Origin of the sequence: Streptomyces sp. NBC_00996 (genome assembly GCF_045162675.1) — a bacterium.
Lineage (GTDB): Bacteria > Actinomycetota > Actinomycetes > Streptomycetales > Streptomycetaceae > Streptomyces.
In genome coordinates, this window is the sequence record NZ_CP108723.1 from 4143343 (window position 1) to 4163442 (window position 20100).

A 20100-nucleotide genomic window follows, 5' to 3' on the forward strand; every position below is an offset into this window, starting at 1 on the left:
CAACTCCCCTAACTCCCCGTACTCCGATACGACCGAAGGCCCGCGCGCCAGGCGACCCCGGCCAGCGCACAGCAGCCCGCCGCCACCAGCGGCGGTGTGAAGGCGACCCACGTCGGCAGGTCGAGCGGATAGGGCCGACCCAGCACGTACAGCGCGGGCAGCCAGTTGACGAAGGCGAGCGGGAGCACGAAGGTCACCCCGCGCAGCAGGTCCTTGGCGAAGACGGTCGGCGGGTACTGCAGGAGCGTACCGCCGCCGTACGTGAAGGAGTTCTGCACCTCGGAGGCGTCCTGCGCGACGAACTGGAAGGCCGCGCCCGCCACGAACACGGCCGAGAAGATGACGCCGCCGCTGAGCAGCATCAGCGGGATCATCAGCAGCCGGAGCGGCGTCCAGGAGATGTCGAGTACGGCGATGGCGTACCCGAGGACCAGCAGTCCCTGCGTGATCCTGCCGAGGCGGCGCAGCGCGAAGCGGTCCGCGGCGACCTGGGCGAGGACGGGCACGGGCCGCATCAGGAGCGTGTCGAGCGTGCCGTCGCGCACCCGGCGTCCGAGCCGGTCCATCGAGCCGAGCGCCAGGTCGGCGATCCCGAAGGCGGTGCCCGCGACGCCGTACAGGAAGGCGACCTCGGGCAGCGAGTAGCCGCCGAGCCGGTCGACCTGGGAGAACATCAGCAGGATCGCCACGAAGTCGAGGGCGGTCGCCGCGAAGTTGCCCAGGGTGGTCATCGCGAAGGAGGCGCGGTAGGCCATCGTGGAGCGGATCCACATGGCGGCGATCATGCGGTAGGCGCGCACTCCCTCCCGCAGGCGGGCGTACGCCCCCTGCCCGGCCCATGACGCGTACCGCTCGTCCACCCGGCCGAGCGGCTCGAAGGAACGCCTAGCCACCCTGCACCACCACCCTGCGCGTAGCCACCGACTGGACCAGCCGCCCGGCAGCCAGCAACCCGACCGCCCAGGCGGCCTGGAAGGCGTACGTGCCCAGCGGGTCGGCGGTGCCGAGCAGGACGTCCACCGGCGCCTGGATCAACGACGACCAGGGCAGGGCCCGTACGAACTCGCCGAGCGCGCCCGGGAAGACATTGAGCGGCAGCAGCATCCCCGAGCAGAAGATCCCCGCGATCCACGCGAGTTGGGCCGCACCCGCCCCGTCCAGGAGCCAGAACGCGGACAGCGCCACCAAGAAGCGGAGGGCGAAACTGACGACCACCCCGAGGGCCACCGCGACGAGGAAGGCGACCCAGGTCAACGGGGAGGCGGGCAGGGCGAGATCGAAGAAGACCGCGCCGAAGGCGAGCGGGACCACCCCGCGACCCAGCAGGTGGAACAACGCCCGCCCCGCGTCCTGGGCCAGCCACCACAGCTGGAGGTCGGCCGGCCGGTACAGGTCGATCGCGATGTCCCCCGTACGGATTCTCTCGATCAGCTCGTCCTCGAAGCCGCCGCCCATCACCGCCACCACCATGAGCAGCGCCTGGCCCAGCCACACATAGGTGAGCGCCTGCGCCTGGTCGTAGCCGCCGAGGTGCGGTTCGGTGTCCCACAGCGCGATGAAGACGTACGCCAGGATCAGCCCGAAGACCGTGTTGGTGAACACCCCCGCCGCCGTGGCCGTCCGATAGGTGGCGAAGCGCCGGAACCCGCCCACCGCGACGGCCGCGTACAACCGCCCTGTGCCCACAACCCCGCCCCTCTTCGCAGCGTTGAGCCAAAGCGCAGGAGCCTAGCCCCGAATTGACGTGGCCCGCCAGGCATTTTCCGGGCCCGAAGCGCGCCGGGCCGAGGGAACGGAACCCTTGGTGCGACAGTCTTCAAGAGGGGGCGCACAAGGCGTACGAGGGCGTACGGGAACGTACGCACGCGAAACAGGAGTCCGGCGACAAATGAGCAACAAGCCGCAGCCGCAGCAGAACAGCCAGGGCTGGGCACCCAGGGATCCGGCACCGGGTCCGGGATCGGCCACGGCGACGGGAGCGGGACCGGCCACGGCAACGGGACCGGGTCCGGGACCGGTGCCGCAGGGTGCACCGGGCAAGCCCGGCAACAAGCAGAAGCGGCAGCGCACCGGGTGGCGCCGGCTCATCCCGACCTGGCGGATCCTGCTCGGCACGCTCCTCGGCGTGATACTGCTCCTGATCGGCTTCTTCGCGCTCGGCTACTACCTGGTGAAGATCCCGCCCGCGAACGCCGCCGCGACCAAGCAGAGCAACGTCTACCTGTACGCGGACGGCAGCCAACTCGCCCGCGACGGCGAGGTCAACCGGGAGAGCGTGTCGCTCGCGCAGATCTCCAGGGACGCCCAGCACGCGACTCTGGCCGCCGAGGACCGCGACTTCTACTCCGAGTCGGCCGTCGACCCGCAGGCGATGATCCGCGCCGCCTGGAACACGGTCACCGGCAAGGGCAGGCAGTCCGGCTCGACGATCACGCAGCAGTACGTGAAGAACTACTACCTGGGCCAGGAACAGACCGCCACGCGGAAGTTCAAGGAGTTCTTCATCTCCATCAAGCTCGACCGCGAGAAGAGCAAGGACGACATCCTCGAGGGCTACCTCAACACCAGCTACTTCGGCCGCAACGCGTACGGCATCCAGGCCGCCGCCCAGGCCTACTACGGCGTCGACGCCAAAGACCTGACGGTCGGCCAGGGCGCCTACCTCGCCGCGCTCCTCAACGCGCCCAGCGAGTACGACGTGATCGCGCACCCCGAGAACAAGGCCGCGGCGGTCGCCCGCTGGAACTACGTACTCGACGGCATGGTCAAGAAGAAGTGGCTGACCCCGTCGGACCGGAACAACGTCAAGTTCCCGATGCCGAAGCAGGCCAAGGGCTCGGCGGGCATGTCGGGGCAGCGCGGCTATCTCGTGCAAGCCGTCAAGGACTACCTGACGAGCAACGAGATCCTCGACGAGGACACCCTCGCCACCGGCGGCTACCGCATCACGACCACCCTGCAGAAGCCCAGGCAGGACGCCTTCGTGAAGGCCGTCAACGACCAGGTGATGGACAAGCTCGACAAGAAGGACCGCAAGGTCGACAACTACGTCCGCGCCGGCGGCGTCGCCATCGACCCGTCCAGCGGCAAGGTCGTCGCGATGTACGGCGGCATCGACTACACCAAGCAGTACGTCAACAACGCGACCCGCCGCGACTACCAAGTCGGCTCCACCTTCAAGCCGTTCGTGTTCACCTCTGCCGTGCAGAACGGCTCGACGACGCAGGACGGCCGCACCATCACGCCGAACACCATCTACGACGGCACCGACAAACGCCCCGTGCAGGGCTGGAACGGCGGCTCCTACGCGCCCGAGAACGAGGACGGCCGCTCGTACGGCGACATCACCGTGCGCACCGCCACCGACAAGTCGGTGAACGCCGTGTACGCGCAGATGGCCGTGGACGTCGGCTCGGACAAGGTCAAGCAGACGGCCGTCAGCCTCGGCATCCCGCCCAACACCCCGGACCTGACCGCCTCCCCGTCCATCGCGCTCGGCTCGGCCACCGCCAGCGTCCTGGACATGACGGAGGCGTACGCCACGCTCGCCAACCACGGCAAGCACGGCACGTACACGCTCATCGAGAAGATCACCAACGACGGGGCGGCGGATGTGCAGCTGCCGGCCAAGGACACGAAGCAGGCGGTGAGCCGGGAGGCCGCGGACACGACCACGTCCATGCTGCAGAGCGTCGTCGAGGGCGGCACCGGCACGGCCGCGCTGGCCGCCGGCCGCCCCGCCGCGGGCAAGACCGGCACAGCCGAGGAGGACCAGGCCGCCTGGTTCGCGGGCTACACCCCCGACCTCGCCACCGTCGTCTCCGTCATGGGCCAGGACCCCGAGACGGGCGCCCACAAGCCCCTGTACGGCGCGCTGGGCCAGAACCGCATCAACGGCGGCGGCTACCCCGCGCAGATCTGGGCCCAGTTCACGAAGGCCGCCCTCAAGGGCACCCCCGCGACGGGCTTCGACCTCCAGCTCCAGCCGGGCGCCGAGCAGCAGCAGCTCCCGACGCTCGAACCCAGCACGACGCCCACCGAAGGCCAGGACGACGGCGGCACGGGGACCGGCGGCCAGGACACCGAGGGACAGACCCAGGGCCAGACCGAGGGGCAGACGGCAGGGCAGACCGAGGGTCAGACCCAGGGCCAGACCGAAGGGCAGACCGAGGGACAGACCGAAGGGCAGTCCCAAGGCCAGACCGAGGGCCAGACGAACGGCGGCACCACCACCGGGGACACCACGGACGGTGGCACCACCACGGGCGGGACGACGGACGGCGGCACCTCGGACGGCGGAACCACGGACGGCGGCACCACGGGGACCACCGCGGGGGCGGGGCCGCTCAGCGGGCTCACCTCACGAAAGCACTGAGGTAGGCCGGGAGCACCAACTCTGAGGCAGGCCGGGAGCACTGAGCAAGGCCCGGCCCGGCCGATCAGTGGCCGGAGGTGACCTTCAGCCCCACCACGGCCACCAGCAGCAGACAGACGAAGAAGATCCGGGCGGCGGTCGCCGGCTCACCGAGTACGACCATGCCGAGCACCGCCGCCCCCGCCGCGCCGATGCCGACCCAGACGCCGTAGGCGGTGCCGATGGGCAGGGACTTGGCGGCGTAGGACAGCAGGACCATGCTCGCGATAATGCCCGCGCCCGTAAGGACGCTCGGGACGAGGCGGGTGAATCCGTCGGTGTACTTCATACCGATCGACCAGCCGACTTCCAGCAGACCGGCGACGAGCAGCAGGACCCAGGCCATGAGAGGCACCTCCGTGATCGATCAACAGGGGTGCGTCGTCTTTGCCCGGAGGCTCCTTCGCTCTCCGCCCGGTACGGCGCGTCTCGTCGGGGTCCTTCAAAGGTAGCAAAGAAACAGCAAAGGGGGCCGATGACGAGGGTCACCGGCCCCTTTCACCTGCGATCCACAGGCAAAGTCAGTCGTTACAGGTACAGGCCGGTCGAGTCCTCGGACCCCTCGAACCGGTCCGCGGCCACCGCGTGCAGATCCCGCTCACGCATCAGCACATACGCGATCCCGCGCACCTCGACCTCGGCGCGGTCCTCCGGGTCGTACAGGACGCGGTCGCCCGGCTCCACCGTCCGGACGTTCTGCCCGACCGCGACGACCTCGGCCCAGGCGAGACGCCGGCCGACGGCCGCCGTCGCGGGGATCAGGATGCCACCGCCGGAACGCCGCTCGCCCTCGGCGGCGTCCTGCCGCACCAGCACGCGGTCGTGCAGCATCCGGATGGGCAACTTGTCGTGTTGGGTGCTGTGCTTTTCCCGATTGGCGCTCACGCCCCGAACCTACCTGCCCTCGGCCGCTTTCGTGCGTCGGTGGGTCAGCCCTTGCGCCGCCGCGAGCCCAAGGTGAACAGCCCGACGACCCCCACCACGACCAGCGCCACCGGCACGATGCGCTCCAGCCGCGGCGCGCCGTCCTCCGTCACGAGCTGGCCCTTCACATCGCTGACGACACGGTTGACGCCGACGTAGGCGCGGCCCAACGTGTGATCGACATGGGAGGCGACCCTGGCCTTGGCGTCCCCGACGATCGTCTTCGGGTGCACGCGCACGCCGATCTCGTCGAGCGTCTCCGCGAGCGTTTCGCGGCGGCGCTTGATGTCCGCCTCGATCTGCGCCGGAGTCCTGGTATCCGACGTTCTCGACGTATCCGACACCGCGCTGCCTCCGTGGTCGTGTCTGAAGTCCCTGCAGTCGACAGTCTGTCAGCTCGGACCGAGCCGCACCCCTCGGCACCCCCCATTACGCTCGTTCCGTATCCGTATCCATTCCCCGGCCACGTGAGGTACCGATGAGCGAGCGACTTCAGCCCGGCGACACCGCCCCAGCCTTCACCCTGCCCGACGCCGACGGCAACGAGGTCTCCCTCGCCGACCACAAGGGCCGCAAGGTCATCGTCTACTTCTACCCGGCCGCCCTGACCCCCGGCTGCACCAAGCAGGCCTGCGACTTCACGGACAACCTCGACGTCCTCGCGAGCGCCGGCTACGACGTCATCGGTGTCTCCCCCGACAAGCCCGAGAAGCTCGCCAAGTTCCGCGAGAAGGAAAACCTGAAGGTGACGCTTGTCGGCGACCCCGACACGGCCGTCATCGAGGCCTACGGCGCCTACGGCGAGAAGAAGAACTACGGCAAGACGTACGTCGGCGTCATCCGTTCCACGATCGTCGTGGACGAGGAGGGCAAGGTCGAGCGGGCCCTGTACAACGTGAAGGCGACGGGTCACGTGGCGAAGGTCATCAAGGACCTGGGCGTCTAGGCCCGGCCCTTTCGGATCAGCACGAGATCCACACATCGGGAGGCAGGTCCGGTCGCCCCGACACCGGCCTGCGCTCCTCCAGCCATGCGTCAAGTTTTCGGGCATGAAAAAAGCCTCCCGGCGGACATGTGTCCGAGCCCGGAAGGCATGACTGCTGATCAGCAGAATACCAAGGGGCGGACGTGACCATCCGATAAACGGTTCGTTACTCCGTGCGAGGCCACGACCGCGTGACCGGAACGGAGGGACAGCATGCCGGTCAGCCCATACACCGAGGAACGCCTGGAGGAGGCAGCCCGTTCGTCGCGGACGTTGTCGGAGGCCCTGACGAAGCTCGGGGTGGATCCGAGGAGTTCGACTCGGCAGTACATCCGGGGACGCATGAAGAGGCTGGGGGTGAACACGTCCCACTTCGAGCGCGAGGGAACGCGCTGGAGCAGAGCGGTACTCGCACCCGCCGTGGCGGCATCGGGGTCAGTGAACGACGTACTCCGTCACCTCGGCCTCGAAGTTGTGGGCGGCCACCACACCAACATCAGCCGCAGGATCAGGGAGTACGGTCTCGACACCTCGCACTTCACCTCTCGCCCCCGCCGGCCGAAGGAGGGTCGACGCCAGCGGACGGTCGACCAGGTCCTCGTCCAACACGAGTCCAAGGACAGGCGCCGGGAACACCCGGATCGCCTCAAGCGTGCCCTACTGGATCTCGGTAGGTCCGCGCAATGCGCACTATGCGGAACGGAACCACTCTGGCGAGGATGTCCACTGCCACTCGAAGTGGACCACGTCGACGGAAACTGGCGGAACAATCGGCCGGAGAACCTGCGTCTGCTGTGCCCCAACTGCCATGCGACAACGGACTCGTACCGAGGCAGGAACAAGCGCCACCGTACCGGATCGGCCTCGTGAGCGGCCGCCCTCGTGTCCCAAAGCCGGAAGCCCATCTTCTGCGCCGGGCCGTGGACGACTCGACATCCCTGGCGGAGGCACTGCGGAGGCTCGGGTTTCCCGACAACGGCAGCCGAAGGGCCGCCTTGGGCGAATGGATCGAGCAAGACGGACTCTCGATCACTCACTTTCTAGGCCAAGCCCATCGGCGAGGAAAACCCGGGACCACACCGGCGAGACATGCAGAGGACATCCTCGCCAAGCGCGACGGACCGCATCGCACACGCACGGTTTTGCTGCGCCGAGCCCTGTCGGAGATCGGTGTTCCTGAGCGGTGCGACGAGTGCGGGACTCCACCCGAGTGGAACGGCAAGCCCATGACACTGGAGATCGACCACATCAACGGCGACTGGAGCGATGATCGACGCGAGAACCTGCGGCTGTTGTGTCCCAACTGTCATGCGATCACCAGCACCTGGTGCAGGGGAGGCAGCCGAAGCGGGGGAACGGCGTGACAGAAACCCCTGCTCACCGGCAGCCCCGTGACCGGTACGATGTCAGACGGCTAGCGGCGGTGGCGCAACGGCTGACGCAGCAGACTTAGGATCTGTGGCCCGTGAAACGGCTTGAGGGTTCGAATCCCTTCCGCCGCACAGCAAACGGCCTGCGAATCGAAGGATACGCAGGCCGTTCTCGTGCGTGGCCTCAGCCCAACAGTTCCCGCACCACCGGCACCAGCCCCCGAAACGCCCTCCCCCGGTGGCTGATCGCATTCTTCTCCTCCGCGCTCAGCTCCGCGCAGGTGCGCGTCTCCCCCTCCGGCTGGAGGATCGGGTCGTAGCCGAAGCCGTTGGTGCCCCTGGGGGCGTGGCGGAGGGTGCCTCGCAGTTGGCCCTCGACCACTCGCTCCGTGCCGTCCGGCAGGACGAGGGCCGCGGCGCAGGCGAAGTGGGCGCCCCTGTGGGACTCGTCGATGTCGGCGAGCTGGGCGAGGAGGAGGTCGAGATTGGCCCTGTCGTCGCCGTGGTGGCCGGACCAGCGGGCGGAGAAGATGCCGGGTGCGCCGTTCAGGACGTCGACGCAGAGGCCCGAGTCGTCCGCGACGGCGGGCAGGCCCGTGGCCTGGGCCAGGGCGTGAGCCTTCAGCAGGGCGTTCTCGGCGAAGGTGACGCCGGTTTCCTTGACGTCGGGGATGTCGGGGTAGGCGTCCGCGCCGACGAGGTCGTGGGTGAGACCTGCGTCGGCGAGGATCGCCTTCAGCTCGGTGATCTTTCCGGCGTTACGGGTGGCAAGGATCAGGCGGGTCATGGTCGCCAGTATCTCCGAGTTCACCCGTCGGCTTTCAGAGCCCGTGTCACATCCCCGGCCGGATCGGCGCACGTCGTCCGGTGCGTGCGAGCGCAAGGCGCCGGAGCGTCCTCGATGGGGGTCCCCCCGCGGTCCCCCCGCGCGAGCGCAGCCGAGCGTGGGGGGAGGAGCTACCAGGGCGTTTCGGCAACGCGGCTGGGGGTGCCCCCTCTGGGGGAGTGCGTGCCAGGCGGCGGGCGCCCGGCCGGGGATGTGCCACAGGCTCTTACGGCGTGCAGACCTTCGTCAGTTCGCCTGCGGCGTCCGTGACCGGGCTGATGTCGGGGGTGTTGTCGCCGTTCTTGACGGCCGTACGGACATTGCCGACGGCCTTGTCGAGGTCGTCGACGGCCTTGTTGACGTCGGCGTTGTCCGTCTTGTCGCCGATCTTGTCGAGGTTCTTCTCTATCGAGTTGAGGGACTCGTCGGTCTGCGTCGGGTCGTTCGCCGCGTTCTCGACGGCCTGTTGGAGGTCGGTGACGCTGTCGGCGATGGAGTCGGCGGTCTGGACGCAGTCCAGGGCCTTGTCGACCGCGTCGCAGCCGACGGCCGCCGGCAGGGCGACGAGTGCGGCGATGACGGCGAATGCGGCGGTGCGGCGGCGGTGACGCGCGGCCATGGAACGGTCCCTCCCCGTGGGCATGATGTGGTCCGACCCCGTGGTGCGGTCGGCTCGACCGGTGATGCGGTCGGCTCGACCGGTGATGCGGTCGGCTCGTCCCCGTGACGTGATCGGCGGGGCGCACGGCTGGACCGTACGCCCGTACCTCTAAGAACGCTAAGGGTTAACGCGCGGTTGCCTCGATCGTCGTTTCCAGGGCCGCGCGCTGGATGGCCGCGAGTTCGTCGCAGCCCGCGAGAGCCAGGTCCAGCAGCGCGTTGAGCTCCTTGCGGTCGAAGGGCTCCGCCTCCGCGGTGCCCTGGACCTCGACGAAGCGGCCGTCGCCGGTGCAGACGACGTTCATGTCGGTGTCGGCCTTCACGTCCTCCTCGTAGCAGAGGTCGAGGAGCGGGACTCCGCCGACGATGCCGACGGAAACGGCGCTCACCGTGCCGGTGAGCGGTTTGCGGCCCGCCTTCACCAGCTTCTTGCCCTGCGCCCAGGTGACCGCGTCGGCGAGCGCCACGTACGCGCCGGTGATGGCCGCGGTACGCGTGCCGCCGTCGGCCTGCAGGACGTCGCAGTCGAGGACGATGGTGTTCTCGCCGAGCGCCTTGTAGTCGATGACGGCGCGCAGCGAGCGGCCGATGAGGCGGCTGATCTCGTGGGTACGGCCGCCGATCTTGCCGCGTACGGATTCGCGGTCGCCGCGGGTGTTGGTGGCGCGGGGAAGCATGGAGTACTCGGCGGTGACCCAGCCCTCGCCGCTGCCCTTGCGCCAGCGCGGGACGCCCTCGGTGACGGAGGCGGTGCAGAACACTTTGGTGTCGCCGAAGGAGACGAGGACGGAGCCCTCGGCGTGCTTGCTCCAGCCGCGCTGGATGGTGATGGGGCGCAGCTGTTCGGGGGTGCGGCCGTCGATTCGAGACATGCCGATGAGCCTAGCCGTATACGGGTGAGGGGCTGCCGCCGGTAACGGAAGCAGCCCCTCAGGGGTGAGCCGGAGGTCCGAAGGACCCCGGTGTCACATCATGTCTTCGATCTCCCCGGCGATCGGGTCCGCGTCCGTGCCGATGACGACCTGGATGGCGGTGCCCATCTTGACGACTCCGTGGGCACCGGCGGCCTTCAGGGCGGCCTCGTCGACCAGCGAGGGGTCGTTCACCTCGGTGCGCAGGCGGGTGATGCAGCCCTCGACCTCTTCGATGTTGTCGATGCCGCCGAGCCCGGCGACGATCTTCTCAGCCTTGGTGGCCATGTCCTACTCCCTGATCCGAACCGCTTTGTCGCAGTAACCCACAGTTGGCCCATCTTCGCGAGCGGTCATGTCGTACGTACCGAATGATGGCGATCACGACAGAGCGACCGGTCGCCAACTGGTCTACACCAGTGTGCGGGCAGTCGCCAAACCGGCCCCGCCGGGAGGACACCGATGAGTGCCGACAGCGCCGCCTCGCCCGCGCGCGCCCGTTGGAACACTCTGTTCCAGGGCCTGCAGAAGATGGGTCGCAGCCTTCAGCTCCCCATCGCGGTGTTGCCGGCCGCCGGCATCCTCAACCGGCTTGGCCAGCCGGACGTGTTCGGCCCCGACGGGCTCGGCTGGGACAGCGTCTCCAAGGTCATGAAGGGCGCGGGCGGCGCGCTGCTGGACGGCGAGCTCGGGCTGCCCCTGCTGTTCTGCGTCGGTGTCTCCATCGGCATGGCGAAGAAGGCGGACGGGTCCACCGCGCTGGCGGCGGTCGCGGGGTTCCTCGTCTACTTCGGCGTGCTGCACGAGTTCCCGGAGAGCTGCGCACAGCAGGCGAAGGTCATCCAGGACATCGGCTGCCAGGCGCCCGACTTCTCCGTGACGGGGTTCACCTACCAGAATCCGGGGGTCTTCGGCGGGATCATCATGGGGCTGCTGACCGCGTACTTCTGGCAGCGATACCACCGCACCAGACTGGTGGACTGGCTCGGCTTCTTCAACGGGCGCCGGCTGGTGCCGATCATCATGTCGTTCGTGGCCATCGCGTTCGCCGCGCTGTGCCTGTGGATCTGGCCGCCGATCGGTGACGGTCTGGAGAGCTTCAGCGACTGGCTGGTGGGGCTGGGCGCCTGGGGTGCCGGCGTCTTCGGTGTGGCCAACCGCGCGCTGCTGGTGATCGGGCTGCACCAGTTCCTGAACGTGCCCATCTGGTTCCAGTTCGGCAGCTATACGACGCCGGAAGGCCAGGTGAAGCACGGTGACATCAACATGTTCCTGGCGGGCGACCCGAGCGCGGGCCAGTTCACCTCGGGCTTCTTCCCGATCATGATGTTCGCGCTGCCCGCGGCGGCCCTGGCGATCACGCACTGCGCGCGACCGAACCGCCGCAAGGAGGTCGGCGGGCTGATGCTCTCGGTCGCGCTGACGTCGTTCGTCACGGGCATCACCGAGCCGATCGAGTACTCCTTCCTGTTCGTCGCGCCGCTGCTGTACGTGGTGCACGCGCTGCTCACGGGCGCGTCGATGGCGGTGACCTGGGGGCTGGGGGTGCACGACGGGTTCAGCTTCTCCGCCGGCCTCATCGACTACGTCATCAACTGGAACCTGGCGACCAAACCGTGGGCGATCATCCCGATCGGGCTGTGCTTCGCCGCCGTGTACTACGTGATCTTCCGGTTCGCGATCACGAAGTTCGATCTGACGACGCCGGGGCGGGAGCCGGAGGAGGAGCGGGAGGACATCACCAAGGCGTAACCCGCACGACGTCACGGCCTCGCGCCCCTTTCCGGGGCGCTTTTCGGCATGCGCGGAACCACTTCCGGAACCGCTTCCTCCCCTTATGGTCCAGGCCACAAAATTCGCGGGTTCCTTATCCAGCCTTCACCGTGCTACAACAGGTCTACACCACTGAGTGGTGTAGACCACGCCGTCCCAAACCCCCTTGTTCCCTGGGCGGCGCCTTGCCCTGCCCCAGCCTCCGGCCGGGGGGACCCCCAGGAGGAAGTTGTGTCCACGGCCAGCGCCGCTCCCGCGGCCGACAAGAAGAAGGGCGCCGGCGCGATGGCTGTTCTGCAGCGCATCGGCCGAAGCCTGATGCTGCCGGTCGCCGTTCTGCCCGCCGCCGCGCTTCTGGTGCGCCTCGGCAATGCTGACATGCTCGGTCGCCCGTCCTTCCCCACGTTCCTCACCAAGATCGCCGGCTTCATGTCGGCCGGCGGCAACGCGATCCTCGACAACATGGCGCTGCTGTTCGCCGTGGGCATCGCGATCGGCTTCGCGAAGAAGTCGGACGGCTCGACGGCGCTGGCGGCCGTGGTGGGCTACCTGGTCTTCAAGAACGTGCTCGCCACGTTCACCGACAAGAACCTGCCGAAGGTCGCCACGGCCGTCGACGGCAAGGTGGTCATGGTCGACGCCCCGGTGGACGCCAAGGTCCTCGGCGGTGTGGTGATGGGCATAGTCGTCGCCCTGCTGTACCAGAAGTTCTACCGGACCAAGCTGCCCGACTGGGCGGGCTTCTTCGGCGGCCGCCGGCTCGTCCCGATCCTCTCCGCCTTCGCGGGCCTGCTGATCGGCATCGTCTTCGGCTACATCTGGCCGGTCCTCGGCACCGGTCTGCACAACTTCGGTGAGAAGCTGGTCAATTCGGGTGCGATCGGCGCCGGCGTCTTCGGCGTCGCCAACCGCGCGCTGATCCCGATCGGCATGCACCACCTGCTGAACTCCTACCCCTGGTTCCAGGCCGGCGAGTACCACGGCAAGAGCGGTGACATCTCGCGCTTCCTGGCCGGTGACCCGAGCGCCGGACAGTTCATGACCGGCTTCTTCCCGATCATGATGTTCGCGCTGCCCGCCGCCTGCCTCGCGATCGTGCACTGCGCCCGTCCCGAGCGCCGCAAGGTCGTCGGCGGCATGATGTTCTCGCTCGCGCTGACCTCCTTCGTCACGGGTGTCACCGAGCCGATCGAGTTCACCTTCATGTTCATCGCGCCGGTCCTGTACGCGATCCACGCGGTGCTCACCGGTGTCTCCATGGCGCTGACCTGGGCCCTCGGGATGAAGGACGGCTTCGGCTTCTCGGCCGGCGCGGTCGACTTCGGCCTGAACCTCGGCATCGCGACCAACCCGTGGGGCCTGGTCCTGGTGGGCCTGTGTTTCGCGGCGGTCTACTACGTCGTCTTCCGCTTCGCGATCACGAAGTGGAACCTGCCGACGCCGGGCCGCGAGTCCGACGAGGAGCTGGCGGAACTGCAGAAGGCCGAGGCCAAGTAGCCTCCCCGACACGCGACAAGGCCCCCGGAGCGATCTCCGGGGGCCTTGTCGTGGGCAGGGGGCCGGCCGTCAGATCTCGTACGACAGTCCAGGCATCGCCAGTTCCGCCGGACCCGTGTACGCCGCGCGCGCGTCCTCCAGATTGATCTGGGGGTCCGTCCACGGCGGGACGTGGGTGAGCAGCAGGCGGCGGGCGCCGGCGCGGGCGGCGGTCTCGCCCGCCTCGCGGCCGTTGAGGTGCAGGTCGGGGATGTTCTCCTTGCCGTGGGTGAACGCGGCCTCGCACAGGAACAGGTCGGTGTCGCGGGCGAGTTCGTCCAGGGCCTCGGTCACCCCCGTGTCCCCGGAGTACGTGAGCGACTTCCCCTCGTGCTCCACCCGGATGCCGTACGCCTCCACGGGGTGGCGCACCCGCTCCGTGTGCACGGTGAGCGGGCCGATCTCGAAGGTGCCCGGCTTGACCGTGTGGAAGTCGAAGACCTCGCTCATCGAGGAGGCGGTGGGGGTGTCCCCGTACGCGGTGGTCAGGCGCTGCTCGGTGCCCTCGGGTCCGTACACGGGGAGCGGATCGCAGCGGCCGCCGTCATGGCGGTAGTAGCGCGCGACGAAGTACGCGCACATGTCGATGCAGTGGTCGGCGTGCAGATGGCTGAGGAAGATCGCGTCGAGGTCGTAGAGACCGCAGTGGCGCTGCAGCTCGCCGAGGGCACCATTGCCCATGTCGAGAAGCAGCCGGAAGCCGTCGGCCTCTACGAGGTAGCTCGAGCAGGCCGATTCCGCGGACGGGAACGACCCGGAGCAGCCGACGACGGTGAGCTTCATAAGAGCTGGAACCTCCGCGCTGGCAGGAAGTGCAGAGAGTAGATGCGGGGTGCAGATACTCGGAGCAGTTACGGAAAACGGGGGTCGTGCGGTCCGTCGAGCGTAAGGCGCAAAAGGGCCGGTCGCTCCTCCGCCAGGGGCCGTTGTGGGCGAACTCACCTGTGCTGTCACCGGTTCGGATGGACGTGGAGTGGGCCGAGCCCTGGCGGGTCGCTCCGGGCAGGACGGCGGGCGGGGATACGCGCCGGTACCTTCTTCGGTATGGACACGTCCTGGTGGCTCGCGCTGGCGGCGGTGGTGCTGCTCGCGTTGGTCGCGACGCTGGTGGACGGCTGGGGGCGCCGTGGGCGCCGGCCTGCCCGGCGTACCCGTCCGCCCGGACGGGCGGGTCTGCGGCGGCGGGGCGCGCCTCGGCCGCGGCCGGCGGAGATCTGGTGGGCGAACGTGCCGTACGAGGACGGGCCGGGGGTCAAGGACCGGCCCTGTCTGGTGCTGGCCGTGCGGGGGGATCGCGCTACCGTCGCGAAGATCACCAGCAAGTACCACGATGAGCGGGCCGGGGTGATTCCGTTGCCGCCGGGGGCCGTGGGGGATGCGCACGGGCGGGCGAGCTTCCTGGAGACGGATGAGCTGCGGGACGTCCCGGTGTGGGACTTCCGTCGCCGGGTGGGGATCGTGGACCCGGTGCTGTGGGATCAGGTGCGCTACCTGGCGGGCTGAGTCGAGGTGCTGGATTGCGCAGTTCCCCGCGCCCCTTTCCAGGGGCGCGGGGAACTGCGCAATCTTTTCAGCGGGGGTCTGGGGGCGCAGCCCCCAGGAACGGGACGGGTAGGGGCGGAGGGGGCGAAAAACCCGCCACCGCAACCCACTACGCCCAGAGCTGCCCCTGCAGCGTCTCGATCGCTTCCTCCGTGGTCGCCGCCGTGTAGACGCCCGTCGAGAGGTACTTCCAGCCGCCGTCGGCCACGACGAAGACGATGTCGGCGGACTCGCCCGCCGCGACGGCCTTCTTGCCGACACCGATCGCGGCGTGCAGCGCGGCCCCCGTGGAGACGCCCGCGAAGATGCCCTCCTGCTGGAGGAGTTCCCGGGTACGGGTCACCGCGTCCGCGGAGCCGACCGAGAAGCGCGAGGTGAGGACCGACGCGTCGTACAGCTCGGGCACGAAGCCCTCGTCGAGGTTGCGCAGGCCGTACACCAGGTCGTCGTAGCGCGGCTCCGCGGCGACGATCTTGACGTCGGGCTTCTGCTCGCGCAGGAAGCGGCCGACGCCCATCAGCGTGCCGGTCGTGCCCAGCCCCGCCACGAAGTGGGTGATCGAGGGGAGGTCGGCGAGGATCTCCGGGCCCGTCGTCGCGTAGTGCGCGCCGGCGTTGTCCGGGTTGCCGTACTGGTAGAGCATCACCCAGTCCGGGTGCTCGGCGGAGAGCTCCTTGGCGACGCGCACGGCGGTGTTCGAGCCGCCCGCCGCAGGGCTGGAAATGATCTCCGCGCCCCACATGCCGAGCAGGTCACGGCGTTCCTGCGAGGTGTTCTCGGGCATCACGCACACCATGCGGTAGCCCTTGAGCTTCGCCGCCATCGCCAGCGAGATGCCGGTGTTGCCGGAGGTCGGCTCCAGGATCGTGCAGCCGGGCGTCAACCGGCCGTCCTTCTCCGCCTGTTCGATCATGTGCAGGGCCGGACGGTCCTTGACCGAACCTGTCGGGTTGCGGTCCTCCAGCTTCGCCCAGATGCGGACGTCCGCGGACGGCGAGAGCCGCGGCAGGCGCACCAGAGGGGTGTTGCCCACCGCTGCGAGCGGGGAGTCGTAGCGCATGGGAGACCAGCGGCCGATCAGGCCATGCCACCGGCGACGGCCGGCAGGATCGTGACGTTGTCGCCGTCGGTCAGCTTGGTGTTGATGCCGTCGAGGAAGCGGACGTCCTCGTCGTTCAGGTAGACGTTGACGAAGCGGCGCAGCTCGCCGCCGTCCACGATGCGGGCCTGGATGCCCGTGTGCCGGGTCTCGAGGTCGGCGAGGAGCTCGGCGAGGGTCGCGCCGCCGCCCTCGACGGCCTTCTCGCCGCCGGTGTAGGTGCGGAGGATGGTGGGGATGCGGACCTCGATGGCCATGGCTTGGGGCTCCTGTCGGGAGGAAGTCAGTCGGTGGGCGCGCGGCAGCGCGGGAAAGCAGGGGGTACGCCGGTTGCGGAGCCGCGGCTCACGGCCGTACGGCGGCGGCAGCGATCAGCGCGTACAGATGGCGCTCTGCAGCCTGCACAGGTCGACGTGCAGCCGCGCCACGAGCAGCATGCCCGGCGTCTTGTCGCTCACGTCGTGGGAAACCATGGGCTCATCGTATCGATTCCCGGTCCGGGTCCCGGAGTGTGATCTCAGATAGTGGAGGAATTCTGACCGAATTGCGGGATCGCCTCGGGATCGCGCCGGGATCGGTCCGGATCAGTACGCCTCCACCACCTTGATCTCCTCCTCCGTCACCTCGCCCTCCACGATCCGGTACGAGCGGAACTGGAATGGGCCGGCGTCGTCCGCGTCGGCGGTGGAGACCAGGACATAGTGCGCACCGGGCTCGTTGGCGTACGAGATGTCCGTGCGGGACGGGTACGCCTCGGTCGCGGTGTGGGAGTGGTAGACGATCACGGGCTCCTCGTCGCGGTCGTCCATCTCGCGGTACAGCTTCAGCAGGTCGCCGGAGTCGAACTCGTAGAACGTGGGCGAGCGGGCGGCGTTGAGCATCGGGATGAACCGCTCGGGGCGGCCGGTGCCCTCCGGGCCCGCGACGACGCCGCACGCCTCGTCGGGGTGGTCCTGGCGCGCGTGCGCGACGATCTGGTCGAAGAGGGCCTGGGTGATGGTCAGCATGCTGGCCAGGATAAGCAGAAGGGCCGTCCCGTACCGAGGGGTGGTACGGGACGGCCCACATGGTGAGCAGGGTGAGCCGCGAGGCTCGGCCCGACGGCTGCCGTGCGGCTCGGCCGACGGCTGCCGGTGCGGATCGGCCGGCGACTGCCGTGCGGCTCGGCCGACGGCTGCCGGTGCGGCTCAGCCGACCTTCTCGAACTCCGGCTCGCGGCGCTGGGTGACCTCCGGGTTCCGCGCCTTGAGGATCGCCCAGCCGACGGCCAGAAGGGCGGCCCAGCCGGCCATCACGTACAGGCAGATGCGGGAGTCGGCGTCGTACGCGATCAGGCCGGTGACGAAGAGCAGGAACACGACCGCGACCCAGCTGCACTTCGCGCCGCCCGGAGCCGGGAAGGAGGACGCGGGCAGGCGCCCGGCGTCGACCGCGCGGCGGTACAGGATGTGGCTGATCAGGATCATCAGCCAGGTCCAGATGCCGGCCGCGGTGGCCACCGAGGTGACGTAGCCGAAGGCCTTCTCCGGGACGATGTAGTTCAGGACCACGCCGATGCCCATGAAGAGCACCGAGACCGTGATGCCGATCGCGGGGGTCTTGGTCGAGGAGAGCTTGTTGAAGACCTTCGGCGCCTCGCCGTTGTCGGCCAGGGTGCGCAGCATCCGGCCCGTGGAGTACATGCCGGAGTTGCAGGAGGACAGGGCCGCGGTCAGCACGACGAAGTTGACGATGCCGGCGCCCGCCGGGATGCCGATCTTCGCGAAGGCCTCGACGAAGGGGCTGACGCCCGGTGAGAACTCCGTCCACTTCACGACGCAGAGGATGACCGTGAGGGCACCGACGTAGAAGAGGGCGATGCGCCAGGGCAGGGTGTTGATCGCCTTGGGGAGCGTCTTCTCGGGGTCCTCGGACTCGCCCGCCGTGACACCGACGAGCTCGACGGCGAGGTAGGCGAACATGACGCCCTGCAGGGTCATCAGGGACGAGCCGATGCCCTTGGGGAAGAAGCCGTCGAACTGCCAGAGGTTCGCGACGGACGCCGTGTCACCGGCCGAGCTGAAGCCGAAGGTGAGGACGCCGAGGCCGATCACGATCATGCCGATCAGGGCGGTGACCTTGACCATCGAGAACCAGAACTCGATCTCGCCGAAGAGCTTCACCGAGATCAGGTTGGCCACGAACAGGACGACGAGGAAGACCAGCGCCGTCACCCATTGCGGGACCTGCGGGAACCAGTAGTGGACGTAGATCGCTGCGGCCGTGAGCTCGGCCATGCCGGTGACGACCCACATCAGCCAGTACGTCCAGCCGGTGAAGTAGCCGAAGAACGGGCCGAGGAACTCGCGGGAGTACTCCGCGAAGGAGCCCGAGACCGGGCGGTAGAGCAGGAGCTCGCCGAGCGCCCGCATGATGAAGAAGATGATCACGCCCGCGAGGGCGTACATGAAGATGAGACTGGGTCCGGCCTTGGCGATGTTCGCCCCGGCTCCCAGGAACAGGCCGACGCCGATGGCGCCGCCGATCGCGATCATCTGGACCTGACGGCTGCCGAGCCCGCGCTCGTACCCCTCTTCGGGGGCGTCGCCGCCCACGGCCTCACTGCCGTCGTACTGCTTGTCGACCTGCGATGAGGTCATGTGTGATGCGCCTTTCTCCATGCCGATCCGAGCCAGTGCCTTGGCTTCGGATCGGGTTCCGATCCCCCCGGATGGTGGAGCTTTATGCCTGGCCGACGATCCGCCGGCTGGTGGCGCACCCGACCGGACATGGGTGGTGTCCCGTCGGGCGGTCGTGAAGATTTATCACGGCCGCAACATTGATCGGTGGTGGCTGATGTAAGGCACGCCACAGGAAAAAGCGGACGAACAGATGTCCAGAAGCACATAAGCGGCCACGGCGGTGACGCGATCGTTATCCGGAATTGAGTGTCCGTTGAGCGAACACCAGAGGGCACTTATACCGACAGATCAGGGCATAAGAGTTTCGACGGATGAGCGCATGGGGGTTTCGAGAGATCAGGGCATGAGGGTTTCGACGAGGCTCTCCTGGAGGCCGCCCAGCCACAGATACGCCATCACCATCGGCTTGCGCGGGTCCTCGTCCGGGAGCCGGTACAGGAGGTCGGTGTCCTCCTCGTCGACGACGTCGAGCCGGGAGCCGATCGCCAGGCGCAGGTCGTTCAGGGCGCGCAGCCACTGCTCCGACTCCTCGGCGGACAGTTTGAGGACGCCGCCGCCGTCGCCCGCCGTGGTGAGCGAGTCGAGGGAGCGGATCACCACGAGGGCGTTCTCGCGCTTGGCCGCACGCAGGTCGTTCTCGGTGAAGCGGCGGAACTCCGCCGAGTACGCGCGCTGCTCCTCGGCCTGCTCCGGCGAGTCGGCCTCGACGTCGGGGCCGCTGTAGGCGTCGGGGAAGAGGCGCTGCAGCACGGCGTCGGTGGGCGGCTCGCTGGGGCCCTCCGCGAACAGCTCGGCCAGCGGGTCGTCGGGGGCGTTCTCCGCGGGGCCGGGACCGATGAGCTCCAGGAGCTGGACGGCGAGGGAGCGGATGATGGAGATCTCGACCTCGTCGAGCGCGACGGCCGCGCCGCCGCCGGGGAGCGGTTCGAAGTGTCCTGGCATGGAGTGAGTTCGCTACTTCCGGTCCTGCGCCATGGGTGCGGGCTGTGCGGGCTGCTTCCGGTCCTGCTCGCCGTTTCCGGCTTCCGGGGCTCGGGCTGCGTTCGGGCTACTTCCGGTCCTGCTGAAGGGTGGCCCACAGACCGTAGCCGTGCATGGCCTGTACGTCGCGCTCCATCTCCTCGCGCGTGCCGCTGGAGACGACCGCCCGGCCCTTGTGATGGACATCGAGCATGAGTTTGGTGGCCTTGTCCTTGGTGTACCCGAAGTACGCCTGGAAGACATACGTCACGTAGCTCATGAGGTTGACCGGGTCGTTGTGCACGATCGTGACCCAGGGGACGTCCGGCTCGGGTACGGCGAAGACCTCCTCCGCCGACTCGGTCTTTTCGATCTCTAGGGGTGCGGGAGCCGTCACACCGCCCATGCTGCCACCTGAC

The 20100-nt window shown here is 68.6% G+C and carries 24 protein-coding genes, 1 tRNA gene and 1 riboswitch; of the genes, 8 read left to right on the forward strand and 17 right to left on the reverse strand.

Annotated features, from left to right (window positions below):
- Positions 1–8: 8 nt before the first annotated feature.
- Entirely contained in the window at positions 9–860 is an 852-nt protein-coding gene (locus tag OG390_RS19565) for an ABC transporter permease (RefSeq protein ID WP_406177748.1), read from the reverse strand.
- A 25-nt stretch (positions 861–885) separates the two neighbouring features.
- The gene (locus OG390_RS19570) at positions 886–1686 is read right to left on the reverse strand and encodes an ABC transporter permease (RefSeq protein ID WP_406169622.1); all 801 of its coding nucleotides are present in this window, start codon (positions 1684–1686) and stop codon (positions 886–888) included.
- Positions 1687–1888: 202 nt separating this feature from the next.
- On the opposite strand from OG390_RS19570, the gene OG390_RS19575 reads away from it, so the two are divergent.
- Complete coding sequence (locus OG390_RS19575; protein WP_406169624.1) at positions 1889–4375, forward strand: transglycosylase domain-containing protein; 2487 nt, start codon at positions 1889–1891, stop codon at positions 4373–4375.
- Between the two features lie 64 nt (positions 4376–4439).
- Here OG390_RS19575 and sugE read toward each other — a convergent pair whose 3' ends face one another.
- The 3 genes from sugE to OG390_RS19590 form a co-directional block, all read right to left on the reverse strand.
- The gene (sugE, locus tag OG390_RS19580; RefSeq protein WP_399080759.1) at positions 4440–4760 is read right to left on the reverse strand and encodes a quaternary ammonium compound efflux SMR transporter SugE; all 321 of its coding nucleotides are present in this window, start codon (positions 4758–4760) and stop codon (positions 4440–4442) included.
- Between the two features lie 29 nt (positions 4761–4789).
- A riboswitch (guanidine-III (ykkC-III) riboswitch) is annotated at positions 4790–4876 on the reverse strand.
- A gap of 66 nt (positions 4877–4942) precedes the next feature.
- Positions 4943–5245 (reverse strand): co-chaperone GroES, encoded by a 303-nt coding sequence (locus tag OG390_RS19585; RefSeq protein WP_187285621.1) that lies wholly within the window; start codon positions 5243–5245, stop codon positions 4943–4945.
- A gap of 98 nt (positions 5246–5343) precedes the next feature.
- The gene (locus tag OG390_RS19590) at positions 5344–5682 is read right to left on the reverse strand and encodes a DUF3618 domain-containing protein (protein ID WP_399080756.1); all 339 of its coding nucleotides are present in this window, start codon (positions 5680–5682) and stop codon (positions 5344–5346) included.
- Between the two features lie 134 nt (positions 5683–5816).
- Between OG390_RS19590 and bcp the strand changes: the two genes are divergently transcribed.
- The 4 genes from bcp (at position 5817) to OG390_RS19610 (ending at position 7825) form a co-directional block, all read left to right on the forward strand.
- Entirely contained in the window at positions 5817–6284 is a 468-nt protein-coding gene (gene bcp, locus OG390_RS19595; RefSeq protein WP_406169627.1) for a thioredoxin-dependent thiol peroxidase, read from the forward strand.
- Between the two features lie 252 nt (positions 6285–6536).
- Positions 6537–7193: an HNH endonuclease signature motif containing protein gene (locus tag OG390_RS19600; RefSeq protein ID WP_406169629.1), complete on the forward strand. Its 657-nt coding sequence runs from the start codon at positions 6537–6539 to the stop codon at positions 7191–7193.
- A 50-nt stretch (positions 7194–7243) separates the two neighbouring features.
- Positions 7244–7687, forward strand: a complete 444-nt coding sequence (locus tag OG390_RS19605) for an HNH endonuclease (protein WP_406169631.1) — start codon at positions 7244–7246, stop codon at positions 7685–7687.
- Between the two features lie 53 nt (positions 7688–7740).
- Positions 7741–7825: transfer RNA gene (locus OG390_RS19610), tRNA-Leu, on the forward strand.
- 52 nt (positions 7826–7877) lie between these two features.
- Here the strand turns inward: OG390_RS19610 and rdgB are convergent.
- From rdgB to OG390_RS19630, 4 genes are all read right to left on the reverse strand, one after another.
- Positions 7878–8480, reverse strand: coding sequence for an RdgB/HAM1 family non-canonical purine NTP pyrophosphatase (rdgB, locus tag OG390_RS19615; RefSeq protein WP_406169633.1), 603 nt, complete (start codon positions 8478–8480; stop codon positions 7878–7880).
- Between the two features lie 265 nt (positions 8481–8745).
- Positions 8746–9138, reverse strand: coding sequence for a hypothetical protein (locus tag OG390_RS19620; RefSeq protein WP_406169635.1), 393 nt, complete (start codon positions 9136–9138; stop codon positions 8746–8748).
- 166 nt (positions 9139–9304) lie between these two features.
- Complete coding sequence (rph, locus tag OG390_RS19625) at positions 9305–10051, reverse strand: ribonuclease PH (protein ID WP_406169636.1); 747 nt, start codon at positions 10049–10051, stop codon at positions 9305–9307.
- Positions 10052–10144: 93 nt separating this feature from the next.
- Positions 10145–10378, reverse strand: a complete 234-nt coding sequence (locus tag OG390_RS19630; protein WP_362501359.1) for a PTS glucose/sucrose transporter subunit IIB — start codon at positions 10376–10378, stop codon at positions 10145–10147.
- Positions 10379–10552: 174 nt separating this feature from the next.
- Between OG390_RS19630 and OG390_RS19635 the strand changes: the two genes are divergently transcribed.
- On the forward strand, positions 10553–11842 hold the full coding sequence (locus OG390_RS19635; RefSeq protein WP_406169638.1) for a PTS transporter subunit EIIC: 1290 nt from the start codon (positions 10553–10555) through the stop codon (positions 11840–11842).
- 252 nt (positions 11843–12094) lie between these two features.
- Positions 12095–13360: a PTS transporter subunit EIIC gene (locus OG390_RS19640; RefSeq protein WP_406169640.1), complete on the forward strand. Its 1266-nt coding sequence runs from the start codon at positions 12095–12097 to the stop codon at positions 13358–13360.
- Between the two features lie 69 nt (positions 13361–13429).
- Here the strand turns inward: OG390_RS19640 and OG390_RS19645 are convergent, their stop codons facing one another.
- Positions 13430–14182, reverse strand: coding sequence for an MBL fold metallo-hydrolase (locus OG390_RS19645; RefSeq protein WP_406169642.1), 753 nt, complete (start codon positions 14180–14182; stop codon positions 13430–13432).
- A 261-nt stretch (positions 14183–14443) separates the two neighbouring features.
- On the opposite strand from OG390_RS19645, the gene OG390_RS19650 reads away from it, so the two are divergent.
- Positions 14444–14902 (forward strand): type II toxin-antitoxin system PemK/MazF family toxin, encoded by a 459-nt coding sequence (locus tag OG390_RS19650; protein WP_406169644.1) that lies wholly within the window; start codon positions 14444–14446, stop codon positions 14900–14902.
- Positions 14903–15050: 148 nt separating this feature from the next.
- Here OG390_RS19650 and OG390_RS19655 read toward each other — a convergent pair whose 3' ends face one another.
- The 7 genes from OG390_RS19655 to clpS all read right to left on the reverse strand — a co-directional run bounded on the left by OG390_RS19655 (position 15051) and on the right by clpS (position 20087).
- A complete protein-coding gene (locus OG390_RS19655; RefSeq protein WP_406169646.1) occupies positions 15051–16001 on the reverse strand; it encodes a PLP-dependent cysteine synthase family protein in 951 nt (316 codons plus the stop codon).
- A 17-nt stretch (positions 16002–16018) separates the two neighbouring features.
- Complete coding sequence (locus tag OG390_RS19660) at positions 16019–16297, reverse strand: MoaD/ThiS family protein (protein ID WP_369246898.1); 279 nt, start codon at positions 16295–16297, stop codon at positions 16019–16021.
- A gap of 114 nt (positions 16298–16411) precedes the next feature.
- Entirely contained in the window at positions 16412–16513 is a 102-nt protein-coding gene (locus OG390_RS19665; protein ID WP_313904860.1) for a putative leader peptide, read from the reverse strand.
- A gap of 111 nt (positions 16514–16624) precedes the next feature.
- Positions 16625–17047 carry a Mov34/MPN/PAD-1 family protein gene (locus OG390_RS19670; protein ID WP_399080731.1) on the reverse strand — a complete coding sequence of 141 codons (423 nt, stop codon included), beginning with the start codon at positions 17045–17047 and terminating at the stop codon, positions 16625–16627.
- Positions 17048–17227: 180 nt separating this feature from the next.
- Entirely contained in the window at positions 17228–18679 is a 1452-nt protein-coding gene (locus OG390_RS19675; protein WP_406169649.1) for an amino acid permease, read from the reverse strand.
- A gap of 378 nt (positions 18680–19057) precedes the next feature.
- Positions 19058–19663: a DUF2017 domain-containing protein gene (locus OG390_RS19680; protein ID WP_406169651.1), complete on the reverse strand. Its 606-nt coding sequence runs from the start codon at positions 19661–19663 to the stop codon at positions 19058–19060.
- 106 nt (positions 19664–19769) lie between these two features.
- Positions 19770–20087, reverse strand: a complete 318-nt coding sequence (gene clpS / locus OG390_RS19685; RefSeq protein WP_399080725.1) for an ATP-dependent Clp protease adapter ClpS — start codon at positions 20085–20087, stop codon at positions 19770–19772.
- Positions 20088–20100: the final 13 nt, after the last annotated feature.

Excerpts from the sequence above, each read along its gene's own strand:
- bcp (WP_406169627.1), top strand. The coding sequence starts at position 5,817 with ATGAGCGAGCGACTTCAGCCCGGCGACACCGCCCCAGCCTTCACCCTG.
- OG390_RS19600 (WP_406169629.1), top strand. The coding sequence starts at position 6,537 with ATGCCGGTCAGCCCATACACCGAGGAACGCCTGGAGGAGGCAGCCCGT.
- clpS (WP_399080725.1), bottom strand. The coding sequence starts at position 20,087 with ATGGGCGGTGTGACGGCTCCCGCACCCCTAGAGATCGAAAAGACCGAG.
- OG390_RS19680 (WP_406169651.1), bottom strand. The coding sequence starts at position 19,663 with ATGCCAGGACACTTCGAACCGCTCCCCGGCGGCGGCGCGGCCGTCGCG.
- rdgB (WP_406169633.1), bottom strand. The coding sequence starts at position 8,480 with ATGACCCGCCTGATCCTTGCCACCCGTAACGCCGGAAAGATCACCGAG.
- OG390_RS19635 (WP_406169638.1), top strand. The coding sequence starts at position 10,553 with ATGAGTGCCGACAGCGCCGCCTCGCCCGCGCGCGCCCGTTGGAACACT.
- OG390_RS19665 (WP_313904860.1), bottom strand. The coding sequence starts at position 16,513 with ATGGTTTCCCACGACGTGAGCGACAAGACGCCGGGCATGCTGCTCGTG.
- OG390_RS19575 (WP_406169624.1), top strand. The coding sequence starts at position 1,889 with ATGAGCAACAAGCCGCAGCCGCAGCAGAACAGCCAGGGCTGGGCACCC.
- OG390_RS19585 (WP_187285621.1), bottom strand. The coding sequence starts at position 5,245 with ATGCTGCACGACCGCGTGCTGGTGCGGCAGGACGCCGCCGAGGGCGAG.
- OG390_RS19630 (WP_362501359.1), bottom strand. The coding sequence starts at position 10,378 with ATGGCCACCAAGGCTGAGAAGATCGTCGCCGGGCTCGGCGGCATCGAC.
- OG390_RS19675 (WP_406169649.1), bottom strand. The coding sequence starts at position 18,679 with ATGACCTCATCGCAGGTCGACAAGCAGTACGACGGCAGTGAGGCCGTG.
- OG390_RS19650 (WP_406169644.1), top strand. The coding sequence starts at position 14,444 with ATGGACACGTCCTGGTGGCTCGCGCTGGCGGCGGTGGTGCTGCTCGCG.
- sugE (WP_399080759.1), bottom strand. The coding sequence starts at position 4,760 with ATGGCCTGGGTCCTGCTGCTCGTCGCCGGTCTGCTGGAAGTCGGCTGG.
- OG390_RS19620 (WP_406169635.1), bottom strand. The coding sequence starts at position 9,138 with ATGGCCGCGCGTCACCGCCGCCGCACCGCCGCATTCGCCGTCATCGCC.
- rph (WP_406169636.1), bottom strand. The coding sequence starts at position 10,051 with ATGTCTCGAATCGACGGCCGCACCCCCGAACAGCTGCGCCCCATCACC.
- OG390_RS19645 (WP_406169642.1), bottom strand. The coding sequence starts at position 14,182 with ATGAAGCTCACCGTCGTCGGCTGCTCCGGGTCGTTCCCGTCCGCGGAA.
- OG390_RS19655 (WP_406169646.1), bottom strand. The coding sequence starts at position 16,001 with ATGCGCTACGACTCCCCGCTCGCAGCGGTGGGCAACACCCCTCTGGTG.
- OG390_RS19670 (WP_399080731.1), bottom strand. The coding sequence starts at position 17,047 with ATGCTGACCATCACCCAGGCCCTCTTCGACCAGATCGTCGCGCACGCG.
- OG390_RS19660 (WP_369246898.1), bottom strand. The coding sequence starts at position 16,297 with ATGGCCATCGAGGTCCGCATCCCCACCATCCTCCGCACCTACACCGGC.